This is a genomic window from Zhengella sedimenti, from assembly GCF_046506625.1.
Lineage (GTDB): Bacteria > Pseudomonadota > Alphaproteobacteria > Rhizobiales > Rhizobiaceae > Zhengella > Zhengella sedimenti.
On sequence record NZ_JBKFFP010000006.1, the window covers coordinates 164,829 to 177,433 of the forward strand.

Sequence of the window (12,605 nt, forward strand, 5' to 3'; positions counted from 1 at the left end):
CCGGTCACGTCGCGCGTTCGATCAGCACGAACGTCCAGTCGTCGTCCGGGTTCGTGCCGAGCGCCTCGACGGCGGCAGCCTCGATGGCATTTGCCGCCGCATCGAGCGGCAGATCGGACGATCTCCGGATGGCCCGGCAAATGGCCTCCGGCATGCCCTCGAGCGTGTCGCTGCTGGCCGGCGCAAGCCCGTCGGTGGCCAGGAACAGCCGCTCTCCGGGTGCCAGCCGCACCCGCCGGGGCCGGGCGCCGCATGTCGCTGTCAGGCCCGGCATGGCGCCATCGAGCGGCAGCACGCGCGCTTTCCCTTCACCGAGCAGGATCGGCGACGGGTGGCCGCCGGACGCCACGTCCACAGAACCGTCGCCGGCAAGATCGACCGCAAGCACCGTTGCAATCAGATGGCCGACGGCCGGACCGTCGACGATCGCGGCGGACAGGGCGTCGAGACAGGCTTCCGGCCCCGTCCACCGGTCGCGCGCCTGCCCGGAAAGCAGGCCGCCGAGCATGGCCGCCTGCAACCGCGCCGGCATGCCGTGGCCCATGCAATCGGCGAGAACGAAGCGGCGTCGGGCGCCATCCATGCCGCCCGCGCCGAGATCGAAAAAGGCATCGCCGCCGCCCGCATCCGCCATGGCGGCACGCGACACGAGGCGAAAGGCGCCGGCCACCAGTGGCTCGGCTGCGGCGATCCGCGGCGACACGTCGGCGGTCAGCCGCCGGCCGGCGCGCAGCGCATGGCCGCGATGGGCCGCGACCGCCTCGGCCGCCCTTTCACGCAGTTCCAGAGGTCTGACCGGCTTCTGCAAGAGCATGTGAACCCCATGTTTCAGGCCGTTTTCGCGAGCGGCCCCCGTCGAATCGGCGGAAATGAAGATCACCGGACAATCGAGATCGGGGCGCGTTTCAAGCAGGCGGGCAGCCTCGCCGTCGTCGAGGTTGTAGTCGGCCACGACCAGGTCGAAATCCTGCCCGGACAGGATGGCGCCGGCTTCCGCCAGCGAATGCGCGGCGGTGACGGTACCGATCTTCGACAGCAGCGCCGTGTAGAGCCCCCGCGTTGTATTGTCGTCCTCCAGCAGCAGGATTTCCGGCCGCGACGTTCCGCCGATGGACTTGCTGAACGACCAGATGTTCAAGTCGTCGTGGTTGTAGACAAGCTGGTCGGTCGATTGCCGCACCAGCCAGAGGCCGCGCCCGCTCTCCGCCATGGGATCCAGCGCCGCCAGCGTGCAGTCCTTCCACGCCCGTCTGAATCCGGTGAACGGTGCGCCATCGTCGCGAAATTCCGCCCGCAGCCTGCCCCCCTCCAGATGCAGCGCCACGGAAAATTGTGTCGGCTTGCGCGCCGCATGGCGCACGGCATTCGCCGCCAGTTCCGCGAAGGCCAGTTCCAGGCTGGCCAGCGCATCGCGCGCGCCGGGATGCCGGAATGCCTGGCAATTGAAGATGCTGCGCATGCGCGTCGCGGTGTCCAGGCTCGCCGGGCCTTCCATCTGCGCGATCAGCATCAGGCGGCCCGTCCCGCAATGCCGCCGAGACGCGCGGCGGCGGCCAGCGCCTCATGGGCATTGCGCCGGTTGGGCTGGCGGACCAAGGCCTGGAGACGGCAGGCCAGCGCATTCCCGTGCCGTCCGGCGATGGACGCGGCCTCGGCCCGCACGGTGGCGAGGCGCGCTTTCGCCTCCCGGCGCGCCGCACGGCTCGCGCCACCGGTCCCGTAGCGCGCCAGGATCGTCTCCATCGCCTCGATCCGCGCCGCCCGGTTCGCCGTCTCGCTGCCCGGCCGCACCAGGTAATTCGTGGTCACACGCGTCGACACGGCAACAGGTCCGGCCGTGGCCAGCCGCAGCCACAGGTCCCAATCCTCTGCCGAAGGCAGATCCTCCGCAAATCCGTTCGCATTTCGCAACGCTTCGCGTTTCGCAACGACGGTGGAAGTGCCCGCCAGGTTGCAGCCGATCAGCGTGACAAGCGCGTTTTCCAGCGACGCGAAGGCATCGTCCTGCCGTCCGTGAAAGGACGGCTTCCAGTATTCGAAGGCCGTGCCGAGCGAGCGTCCCTGCGGGTCGAGATGCAGGTAGTCGGTGAAGGTGAAGGAGACGCCCGGATGCGCCCGGTGAAAGGCGATCTCGCGTTCGAGCTTTCCCGGCAGCCATTCGTCATCGGCGTCCAGAAACGCGATGAGGTCGGAATTGGCGTTTTCGATCAGAATGTTACGCGCCCGTGCGGGACCGAACCCGCCGCCGTTGAACACCTTCAGCCAGGGCCGTGTGCGCGCCGCATGCGCGAGCCAGCTTGCCGTGTCGTCCGTGGAGCCGTCGTCGAGAACGAGCACTTCGACGGTCCGCACCGCCTGCGCTTCCACCGAGGCGATCGCGGCGGGCAGGAAATCGGCGGCATTGAAGGCCGGAATGATGACCGAGCAGTCGGGTCTGAACATGGACGTGTCTCCGCAAATGCGTGTCTGGCCATGCCGGGCGGCATGCTGGCACCCTCCTTGCAAGGCCGGTGCCGAACGGAAACGACGGAGCCCGCCGCCTTGAAGACCATCGCCTATGTGCTGACCGACTTCCCGGTCCTGTCAGAGACCTTCATCGGCAACGAGATCCGCGCCATGGAGGCCTGCGGGCATCGTGTCGTGCCGTTCGTCTTCCGCCTGCGCGAGGGACCCGCCCAGCCGCGCGACGGCGAGATCGCCGCGCGCGCCAGGACGCTTGCCTCCATCCCGGCCGGCAGGGGCCTGCGCATGTTGCCCATGGCTTGGCGCGCATGGCCGTTCCTGATGCGGCAGAAGCGGCTGCCGGCCCGCTCGCTCCTGTGGACGGGCCTGAAGCTCGCCGGTGCCATGCGGGCCGCGGGTTGCAGCCATGTCCACGCCCATTTCGCCGGCGGCGGCGCGGCCCATGGCCTCGTCGCGGCGCGGATCGCGGGCCTGCCCGTCAGCTTCACCTGCCATGGCCACGATGTCTATGCCGAACCGGAAGACCTGGAAACCAAGCTGGCGGCAGCCGATGCCGTCGTGGCGGTGTGCGCCGACCTGGAGGACGACTTGCGCCGGCTGGAAAGCCGGGCACGGATCGTGCGAATTCCTTGCGGCACCGATCCCGGCCGGTTCAGGCCGCGCGATGCGAAGACGCCGGACAATGGGCGCTACCTCTTCGTCGGCCGGTTCGTCGGCTCGAAGGGTATCGACGATCTCTTCTCCGCGCTGGAAATCCTGGAGGGCAAGGTCCCGGTCAAGCTCGACATCGTCGGCGACGGACCGCTGCGCGACGACATCGAAGCCGGGACGCAGGCAATCACGACGCGCGGTTACCACGAAATCCGGCTTCTCGGCGGCCGCGACGCGGCCTGGCTTGCCGCCGAAGCGCCATTTTACCGGGCCGCCTGCCTGCCCTTCAAGGCAACCGCGGACGGCAACCGGGAGACCGGTCCGCTGGTCGTCAAGGAAGCCATGGCCATGGGCCTGCCGGTCATTTCGACCGCCTTCATGGGCGTCAAGGAAATGGTCACGCCAATGACGGGCATTCTCGTGCCCCCGGCTGATCCCCGGGCGCTGGCCGATGCCATCGCAAGGCTCGACGCCATGACGGACGGACAGCGCCGTGCCCTGGGCGCAGCCGGCCGCCAGCGCCTGCTCAGCCATTTCACGCTGGCCGCCCAGGCGCGCGCGCTCTCGGCCATGGTCGAGGCTGCCTGAGCCATGCGCCTGCCCGCCCCGTTTGCCAGCTTTCTCGTCTACGGACTCGCCATCATCCTGATGAAGGGATTTTCGCTCGTCACCATCCCGCTTCTCGCGTGGAAGCTCCCCCCAGCCGCCTTTGGCGAACTCGACCTGGTGACAAGCCTGGTCGAGTTCGCCGCCCTTTTTTCGGCCCTGGGACTGAGCGAACTGCTTTACCGCTTCTGCGCAGACGACACCGGCGGGGCCAAGGCAAACGCGGCCGCCCTGGCCGGAACAGCCGCCATCGCCATCGCCATCATCATGATTTCGCTTCAGGCGCTTGCATCCCCGCTCCACGCCTGGGCGGAACTCGGTGTCACGGAGACAGCCTTCCGCCTCGCGCTGGCCGGTGCGGCCGTCACGGCGCTGATCGAGACGCCGCTGGCCTGGTTGAGGCTGCGAAACCGTCCGCTCGCCTTCCTGGGCTTCATCTTCGCAAGGGCCGTCGCCCAGATCGCGCTGGTCTGGACCGCGTTGGCGCTCGGATTTGGCGCGTCCGGCGTGCTCATCGCCAATGCCGCAGTTGATCTGGTCCTCGCTACACTGCTGGCGGGCACATTCCTGCGCGCCAATGGCATGGCCGTTTCGCGCGCCATGACAGCGCGGCTTGCCGTCTACGGCATGCCCATCGTGTTGTCCGGCCTGTGCATGTTCGCGCTTGGCGCGGCCGACCGCTGGTTCATCGCCGGCCACGTCACCCGCGCCGACATGGCCCAGTATGCCATCGCCGCGAAACTGGCGCTGGCGACCGCCCTGGTCATCCAGCCCTTCGGCCTCTGGTGGTATCCGCGCCGCCTCGCGCTGCTTGCGCGCCCCGGCGGCAAGGCGGAAAACGCCGCTGCCTGGCTGGCAGGGCTTGCCATCCTGTCGGGCGGCGCCGTCGCGATCCATCTCGCCATGCCGGCCTTTGTCCGCCTCGCCCTTCCGCAGGCCTACGCCGCATCCCTGCAATGGCTGCCCTGGCTGATCGCCGCCATCGTCCTGAACGAACTGGTCAGCCTGTCCAATGCCGGCGCCTATCTCGGCGGCAACACGTTCCGCGTTCTCGCCGTTAATGCCGCGGCTGCCATCCTCGCCATTGCCCTCTACGCGCTGCTGATCCCGCAGCATGGCCTTGCTGGCGCCATCGCCGCCACGCTTGCGGCGCATCTCCTTCGCCTTGCGAGCTTCATTGCCCTGTCGCGCGGCAATGCGCCCGTACCGATCGCCTCGCCCGCCACCGCCCTCATCCTGCTGGGCGCCCTGCTTCCGGCACTCATCCTACCACACGACGCCGGCATCGCGCTGGCCCTTGCAGGCGCCGCCGCCGCGCCCTTGCTGGCCATGGCGGGCCTGGCCGCTGCCCGTCCGGACCTCCTGCATCTCGCCCGCATCCATGTCCGCCGCGCCTGAAACGCCCGGGACTTCCCGCCCGGCAAGGGCGGTGAGCGCAAAGGTGCTCGCCGTCGGCCTCGCCATGGCCTTCGTCTCGGTCCTGCCGACGCTGGCCATATCGCACCCGGCCCTGGTCCTGCCGCTCGCGGCAGCACCGCTCGGCCTGATCGTCATGATGCGGATCCCCGTCTGGCTGGTGCTGGGTTTCGTGTCCTTCACCTTTTTCCGCCTGCACGAGGCCTTTCCCTTCCTGATGCCCTTCCGGATTCCGCAACTGCTTGCGCTGCCCACGTTGCTGGTCCTCGTCTGGCATATCGGCGTCATGAAGCGCATCAAGCCCTACTGGGGCAGCCAGCTGACCGCCTTTGCCGTCTTCTTCGCGCTGGTCACCGTGGGACTGCCCTTCGCCTCCAATCCGGGCATCGCCATCGCCTACTGGACGAGTGCCTATGTGAAGATCGCGATCATGACGCTGTCGATCGCCTGGCTGCTGCGCAAGCCGTCCGATTTCCAGCTTGCTGCGCGCGTCATCGTCATCTCGGGCATGGCCGTCTCCTACGTCGCCATCACCAACAAGCTGGCCGGAATCGGTCTGGTGGAAGGAAGCCGTGTCACCATCGGCCGCGAGATCGGCTCGGTGCTCGGCGACCCCAACGACCTCTCGCTCGTGCTCACCTTCCCGCTCTCCTTTGCCGTTTCGATGGCCACCACGCGTGGCGGCTGGTTCAACCGCATCCTCGGCCTGGCCGCCATCGTGCTGATCATCTGGGCCGTCCTGTCGACGCAGAGCCGCGGCGGAATCCTGGGCATCATGTCCGTGTTCGGCGTCACGGGACTCAGGATCGTCCGCTCGAAACTCCTCCTGGCCGGTGCCGGCGGCCTGGCGGCCATCGTCCTGTTCGCGGCAGCCGGCATTTCCGACCGCTCCTCCGGTGGCGCGGCGGAAGACGGAATCGACGAAAGCGCCATGGGCCGAATCTGGGCCTGGACGGCAGCCTTGAACATGGCCTTGGCGCGGCCGCTGAACGGCGTCGGCCTGGACAACTTCATTCCCAACTACTGGCTCTACACGCCGCACTGGAGCGGCTTCAACAAGGCCGTGCATTCCACATGGCTCGGCGTTCTGGCCGAGACGGGCTGGCCCGGGCTGATCGCCTTCGTGGCAATGGTCGTCGCCATCGCCCGCGTCGCGGTTCGCGCCTCGCGCATCCTGCGCGACAATCATGCGCCCTTGCCGGTGCAGGTCGCCGCCTTTTCCGTGACATCCGGCGTTGCCGGGTTCTGCGCGTCGGGGACCTTCCTCACCCAGGGCTTCACCTGGCCCATCTACATCCTGCTCGCCATCGCCTCGGCCGCTTCCCACTTTGCGAACGGCTTCGCATATGGCGAACCGGCGGGAGCGAAAAAGCCGCGAATACGCATCGTCAGGCGTCTGGAAACCGCGAATTCCGCTGGCATGGATCCTGCGTGAGTGACGGCAGACGTAGATCCTGTTGAAGAAAGGGGTTCAGACCATGTGTGGGATTTTTGCCGTCACCGGTGATGAGAGCGCCGCACCGACACTGTTGCAGGGGCTGAAGCGGCTCGAGTATCGCGGCTATGATTCCGCCGGTCTCGCCATCCGCGACGATGCCGGACTCGCCGTGCGCAAGGAGGCCGGGAATGTCACCTCGCTGGAAGCCCTGCTTGCCGTCGAACCGGCGACCGGTTCCAGCGGCATCGCCCACACGCGCTGGGCAACCCACGGCGCTCCTGCCAGGGCCAACTCCCATCCCCACCAGGCCCCCGGCGTCGCCGTCGTTCACAACGGCATCGTAGAGAACCATGCCGACCTCAGGCAGGACCTATCCCGCCAGGGCGCGCGCTTCGTCAGCGAGACCGATTCGGAGGTCATTCCCTGGCTGGTGCGCAACGCGATGGACCGTGGTGCCCCGCCCTGGGTGGCGCTCAACGAGGCAGCCGGGCGGCTGGAAGGCTCCTATGCCATCGCCATGATGGCCGAGGCTGCACCGGGCGAGATCTTCGCCGCCCGCAAGGGAAGCCCCATCGTGGCCGGCGTCGGCCATGGCCGCACCTATCTCTCGTCCGATCTCAATGCGCTCGCCGGTTTCGCCAGCCACGCCATTGCGCTGGAGGACGGCGACACCGCGCGCCTGACGGCCGACCGCGTGGACATCCGCGACCTCGCGGGCCGGCCCGTGAACCGCCGCCTGCTCGAAGTGCCCGGTACGGCCAATGCCTTCGACTCCGGCGATTTCGGCCGCTTCATGGCCAAGGAAATCTTCGAGCAGCCAGATGTGATCGAACAGATCAACCGGCTCTACCGGGACGGCTCGCTCCTCGACCAGTTGCTCGCGCTCGACATTGCGCGCATCCGCCGCATCAACATCGTCGCCTGCGGTTCGTCCTACTTCGCCGGTTCCGTGACTCGCCACTGGATCCAGTCCATGACCGGGATCGAATGCGCCGTGCATGTGGCGTCCGAATACCGCTATGAGAACCTGCCGCAGATCTTCCCCGGCGAGGTCGCGATCCTGATCTCGCAATCGGGCGAGACCGCCGACACGCTGGCGGTGCTGGAACGCCTCCAGCAGATCGGCATGCCGGTCATCGCCATCGTCAACGAAACCGGGTCGACAATGGCGCGCCAGGCGGACATGACCCTGCCATTGGCCGCCGGACCGGAAATCGGCGTGGCCTCCACCAAGGCCTTCATGGCGCAACTTGTCGTCATGGCCCATCTCTCCATCCACATCGCCCAGCGCCGCAGGACCGGCGCGATCACCGGCCGGCTGCGCGATCATCTCGCCCGCCTTCCCAACTATGTCGAGGCCGCGCTGCACAACGAACCGGCGGTGATCGAGGCGGCGGCCAGCCTGAGGGATGCGAAGAGCGCCCTCTTCCTTGGACGCGGCCAGTATTTCCCGCTCGCCTGCGAAGGCGCCCTGAAGCTGAAGGAGACGAGCTACATCCATGCCGAGGCTTTCCCCGCCGGCGAACTGAAACACGGACCGCTGGCGCTGGTTGACGAGGCCATGCCGGTCTTCGCCCTGGCCGGCAGCGATCCCATGCTGCCCAAGCTCGCCTCCAACATCCGCGAGGTTGCCGCGCGTGGCGGCCAGATCCACGTCATCGGCGACCGCGAGGCCATGCTTACCATGACCGACGCTGCCGCCGGCGTGCTCACCATACCGCGCGCGCCGGAGTTCGTGCGGCCCATGGTCGCCACGGTGCCCTTGCAACTGCTGTCCTTCCACACCGCCACCATGCGCGGGCTGGACGTCGACCGGCCGCGCAACCTTGCCAAGTCGGTCACGGTCGAATGAACCGGCTGCGCCAATGGGCAAAGGCCGGCCGCTCGCCGCTGGCCCGCGCCGTGCGCGCCACGGCAAGGCGCGCACGCACCTGCGCGGTGCCGGTCGTCCCGGCCATCCACCGCCCCCTTTACGAGATGCGGCGCATCGCGCTTGCGGCCTGGGCGTCCTTCTGGCGCGCCGCCTGGACGACACCGCTCTTCAGGGCGCGTCTCGACACCGCCGCGCCGGGTCTGCTGGTCTATGGCGGCATGCCGCTGGTCATGGGACCCGTGTGCCTCGCCTTTGGACAGGACGTGCGCATTTCCGGCCAGACGACGATCACCGGACGGACCGGGTCGCCCGAAACGCCGGAACTGCTTGTCGGCTCGAACGTCGACATCGGCTGGCAGACGACCATTGCCGTGTCCGGAAAGGTCGTGATCGGCCACAATGTCCGCATTGCCGGACGCGCCTTCCTGGCCGGTTATCCGGGCCATCCTCTGGACGCCGACGACCGCGCGGCGGGCCTTCCCGACACGCCGGACCAGTGCGGCGACATCATCCTGGAGCGCGACGTCTGGCTGGCGACCGGCGTAACCGTTCTGGCCGGTGTCACCATCGGTCGGGGAACCGTGGTTGGCGCCGGAAGCGTCGTCACCGGCAATCTGCCGCCCTTTGTTTTGGCCGCCGGCGCGCCCGCGCGCGTCATCCGCCATTTGCCGGGCAAGGAAACCGCCCATGCCGCATGATCTCGTCGTGTTCGGCGAGGACTGGGGCCGCCACCCGTCCTCGACCCAGCATCTTGCCCGCCGCCTGGCAGCGGACCGGAAGACGGTCTGGGTCAATTCACTGGGCTTGCGCCGGCCCCGCCTGTCAATGCGCGATGCCATGCGCCTGGCTGGCAAGGCCGCGCGGCTGGCCGCCCTGTCGGGCGCTTCTGCGCCGCCCGAATCCGATGAGGCACATCCCTTCGCCGCAATCGTCGAGCCGCGCGCCCTGCCCTGGCCGGGTTCGCGCCTTGCCGCCGCCTTCAACCGGCATTCCGTCGGAGCCCAGGTCCGCGCCGCGATGCAGGCACACGGCATGGCCGCCCCTGTCCTCTGGACCTCGCTGCCGACCGCGCTGCCCCTCATCGGCACCCTTGGCGAACGGGCGGTCGTCTACTATGCCGGCGACGATTTCGCCGCCCTGCACGGCGTGGACCACGGCCCGGTTCTCGCCATGGAGACGCAGCTTGCCGCGCAGGCCGATCTCATCCTTGCAGCAAGCCCCGAGATTGCCGGCCGCTTCGATCCGGACCGGACGGTTCACCTGCCGCACGGTGTCGATTTCGACCTGTTCGCACGCCCGGTCTCCCCGGCCGCCGGCCTGCCGCCCGGCAACGTGGCCGGTTTCTACGGTTCGCTGAACGGCTGGATCGACGTGGACGCCATTGCCGCTGCGGCGCGCCGCATGCCCGACTGGACCTTCGTCCTGATCGGCCGCGAGGAGACGGACCTGTCCGCGCTGACCGGCCTCGCCAATGTCCGGCGCCTTCCGCCAATGGCCCATCGCGATCTTCCCGCATGGTCGCAGCACTGGACGGTGTCGATCCTGCCTTTCCGCCGCAACCGCCAGATCGCCGCGTCAAACCCGCTGAAGCTCAGGGAATACCTGGCCGCCGGACGGCCGGTCGCGGCAAGCTGGCGCTTTCCCGCCATCGATGCCATGGCCGCGCCCGTGGCCACGCCGAACGGCGACGAGACCCTGGCTGACGCCATACTGCGCGCCGCAGTCGAAGTGGAACGCGCCCGCGCCTTCGCGCCCCTGCTCGCCGGCGAAAGCTGGGAAACGCGCGCCGCCTTCGTTTCGCAATTGCTGGAATCGCTGTGATTTCCTCTCCCCGCTGGCACGGAACTTGAAAAGCATCCGGCAGATCCAGTCAGGAGACGCCCGAAATGAGGTTCAACCCGTCCATTCCCTTCCTGGTTTTGCTTTGTGCGACAAGCCTCGGCGGATGCGCTTCGCAAAACGCGACGGACATGCTGCCCCAGGAAATGAAACTCGCCATGGCCGCCGATGCGGTCCGCGAGTCCATGCCGGCGGCGGACGCGCCTGCAGAGGTCCCGGCGCAAGCTTTCCCGGAGACACCTGCGACGGATCGCGAAGCCCTGTCACCTGTTGAAATCGAGTTCCGCCGCCAGCAACAGCGCCTGATACCATCCGCGCCGGGGGGTTCGGCCGGCCTTGAGACGGGCGATCCGGTGGCGCTTTTCAACCGCGCCCGCGAGATGCAGGCGGTCCGGGCCATGGCCGACCCGTCGGGAATGCCTGTCGCAACCGCCGGCGCCGCATCGGCGCCATCGCCGCAGGAAACCTGGAACGCCGCGCTCGCCAGGGCGCAGGATCAGGCCTCCGGGCGGAAGACGGAACCGGACACGGCGATCGTCACGGCGGCCGTGGATGCCTCGCCGGACAAGGATGACATCCTTGAATTCGTGCTGCCGGATGATGGCACCAGCCTTCCCGATGATGCCGTCATGCAGATCCGGCTGAAGACCCTGGGCGGACCCAAGGTCCGGCGTATCGTCGTCGGCCGCATCGAGGGCAAGGGGTTTGAGGTCCTGGCAAGGGCGCAGGAGATCGCCCGCGCGGTCGCCGAAGTCACCGGGGGCGAACCGGGCATGAGCTATGACCCGGCCATGAGCGCGCGCGCCGTCCGCCTCGAATACGAACCGTACCCGGGAACCGGCGGCTGATGGTCCGCGATATACCGAGCCTTCTCCTCCAGGTCTTCGACATCGCCTGGCGCAGGCGCTATCTCATCGTCGTGCCCATGCTGGCCCTGCCGCCGGTTGCCTTTGTCGCGGGTGGCTTCGCGCCAAAGACCTATGTCGCGCGGTCCACCATCCTCGTGCAGGAGACTGCCAAGCTCAATCCGTTCCTGACCGACCTTGCGGTGGGCCCCAACCTCAAGGAGCGCATGCCCGCGCTCAAGACCCTGGTGCATTCGGCGCATATCCTGGAGGCGGTGCTGGAAGACACCGGCCACATCTCGCAGCAGTCCGGACCGGCCGAACGCGCCAACGCGGTCAGGGCGCTGTCGGGCGCCATCTCGGTCGATCTCATGGGCAACGACCTGGTGGCCTTTTCCATTCGCGGCGGCAGTCCCGCCGGCATGGCGGACACGCTGCGCGCGCTCTCGCACCATTTCGTCGACAAGCTGCTCGCGCCCGAGCGCAGTTCCATCCGCGACAGCCAGGTCTTCCTGAGCCAGGAACTGGAAGCACGCGCCACCCGGCTGGCCGAGGCGCAGGAGGCCTTCGCGCAATTCAAGCGGCGCAACCGCAACCGGCTGCCGACGCTCGAAAGCAGCCTCGTCACGCGCCTGTCCGGCCTCGAGCAGAAACTGTCGGAAAACCGCATGGAACTGAAGGCGGCGGAAGCCGAACTCGGCGACGTGCGCCAGCGGCTGATCGGAACCAATCCCGTCATCGGACGCATCGAGGACGACATCCTCAAGACCCGCCGCCGTCTCGGCGAACTCAAGACACGCTACACCGACGAACACTCCGCCGTTCAGGCGGAACTGAGGACCCTAGAACGGCTTGAAGGCGAACGCGAAACCCTGCTCGCTGACGCCGAGGCGATGAAGAGCACGGATATTGACCGACTCTGGAACCTGGCGGCCGGATCGCTCAACCAGGAGGACGCCAAGACCCCGCCGCTCCTCGTCTCGCAGATGACCAGGCTGCAGGAAAGCAACGCCCAATATTTGCGGCTGAAGGAGGAAACAGCAGCGCTGGAGGCGGAGATCGACAGCATTCACACCGCCATCGCCGAAACCGGCCCTGTCATGCAGGAGCAGAAGCGGCTGGAAGAGGAAATCCGCCTCGCCCAGGAAAGCCACGATTCGATTTCCAAGCGTTTCGACAATGCCCAGATCACCGGTGCGCTGGGAAAGTTCGAGGCACCGGAACGCATCAAGGTGATCGACGCACCGGTGGACCCGGCCGTGCCGGTCACGCCGGGCCGTATCCTGTTCCTGGTTGCCGGGATCATCGCCGGGCTGGTGGCCGGCGCGGGCCTCGCCGCTGCTGCCGAAATCCTCGACACCCGCCTGCGGCGCCAGCACGAATTCGAAGCCGTGTGCGACGCGCCGGTGGTCGCGCGTTACTGCAATTGACGGGCTGCCCCGAAAAAGCGGCCTTGCCGCTTCGGCTGCCGGGG

The 12,605-nt window shown here is 67.9% G+C and carries 10 protein-coding genes; 8 read left to right on the top strand and 2 right to left on the bottom strand.

Annotated features, from left to right (window positions below):
• Positions 1-4: 4 nt before the first annotated feature.
• Entirely contained in the window at positions 5-1,510 is a 1,506-nt protein-coding gene (locus ACLB6G_RS16640) for a PP2C family protein-serine/threonine phosphatase (RefSeq protein WP_410357330.1), read from the bottom strand.
• Positions 1,510-2,442, bottom strand: coding sequence for a glycosyltransferase family 2 protein (locus ACLB6G_RS16645; protein ID WP_410357331.1), 933 nt, complete (start codon positions 2,440-2,442; stop codon positions 1,510-1,512). The genes ACLB6G_RS16640 and ACLB6G_RS16645 overlap by 1 nt, the downstream gene beginning before the upstream one ends.
• 99 nt (positions 2,443-2,541) lie before the next feature.
• Between ACLB6G_RS16645 and ACLB6G_RS16650 the strand changes: the two genes are divergently transcribed.
• From ACLB6G_RS16650 to ACLB6G_RS16685, 8 genes are all read left to right on the top strand, one after another.
• Positions 2,542-3,702: a glycosyltransferase gene (locus ACLB6G_RS16650; RefSeq protein WP_410357332.1), complete on the top strand. Its 1,161-nt coding sequence runs from the start codon at positions 2,542-2,544 to the stop codon at positions 3,700-3,702.
• Between the two features lie 3 nt (positions 3,703-3,705).
• Positions 3,706-5,118, top strand: coding sequence for a lipopolysaccharide biosynthesis protein (locus ACLB6G_RS16655; RefSeq protein WP_410357333.1), 1,413 nt, complete (start codon positions 3,706-3,708; stop codon positions 5,116-5,118).
• Positions 5,119-5,149: 31 nt separating this feature from the next.
• Entirely contained in the window at positions 5,150-6,571 is a 1,422-nt protein-coding gene (locus ACLB6G_RS16660; RefSeq protein ID WP_410357334.1) for an O-antigen ligase family protein, read from the top strand.
• 43 nt (positions 6,572-6,614) lie between these two features.
• Complete coding sequence (gene glmS, locus ACLB6G_RS16665; RefSeq protein ID WP_410357335.1) at positions 6,615-8,426, top strand: glutamine--fructose-6-phosphate transaminase (isomerizing); 1,812 nt, start codon at positions 6,615-6,617, stop codon at positions 8,424-8,426.
• Entirely contained in the window at positions 8,423-9,145 is a 723-nt protein-coding gene (locus tag ACLB6G_RS16670) for an acyltransferase (RefSeq protein WP_410357336.1), read from the top strand. Before glmS ends, ACLB6G_RS16670 begins: the two co-directional genes overlap by 4 nt.
• A complete protein-coding gene (locus ACLB6G_RS16675; RefSeq protein ID WP_410357337.1) occupies positions 9,135-10,268 on the top strand; it encodes a glycosyltransferase in 1,134 nt (377 codons plus the stop codon). The genes ACLB6G_RS16670 and ACLB6G_RS16675 overlap by 11 nt, the downstream gene beginning before the upstream one ends.
• A 149-nt stretch (positions 10,269-10,417) precedes the next feature.
• Positions 10,418-11,134 (top strand): flagellar biosynthesis protein FlhF, encoded by a 717-nt coding sequence (locus ACLB6G_RS16680; RefSeq protein ID WP_410357338.1) that lies wholly within the window; start codon positions 10,418-10,420, stop codon positions 11,132-11,134.
• Complete coding sequence (locus ACLB6G_RS16685; RefSeq protein ID WP_410357339.1) at positions 11,134-12,561, top strand: GumC family protein; 1,428 nt, start codon at positions 11,134-11,136, stop codon at positions 12,559-12,561. The genes ACLB6G_RS16680 and ACLB6G_RS16685 overlap by 1 nt, the downstream gene beginning before the upstream one ends.
• Positions 12,562-12,605: the final 44 nt, after the last annotated feature.

Coding starts and splice junctions, on each gene's coding strand:
- ACLB6G_RS16640 (WP_410357330.1), bottom strand. CDS start 1,510: ATGCTGATCGCGCAGATGGAAGGCCCGGCGAGCCTGGACACCGCGACG.
- ACLB6G_RS16645 (WP_410357331.1), bottom strand. CDS start 2,442: ATGTTCAGACCCGACTGCTCGGTCATCATTCCGGCCTTCAATGCCGCC.
- ACLB6G_RS16655 (WP_410357333.1), top strand. CDS start 3,706: ATGCGCCTGCCCGCCCCGTTTGCCAGCTTTCTCGTCTACGGACTCGCC.
- glmS (WP_410357335.1), top strand. CDS start 6,615: ATGTGTGGGATTTTTGCCGTCACCGGTGATGAGAGCGCCGCACCGACA.
- ACLB6G_RS16670 (WP_410357336.1), top strand. CDS start 8,423: ATGAACCGGCTGCGCCAATGGGCAAAGGCCGGCCGCTCGCCGCTGGCC.
- ACLB6G_RS16675 (WP_410357337.1), top strand. CDS start 9,135: ATGCCGCATGATCTCGTCGTGTTCGGCGAGGACTGGGGCCGCCACCCG.
- ACLB6G_RS16680 (WP_410357338.1), top strand. CDS start 10,418: ATGCTGCCCCAGGAAATGAAACTCGCCATGGCCGCCGATGCGGTCCGC.
- ACLB6G_RS16685 (WP_410357339.1), top strand. CDS start 11,134: ATGGTCCGCGATATACCGAGCCTTCTCCTCCAGGTCTTCGACATCGCC.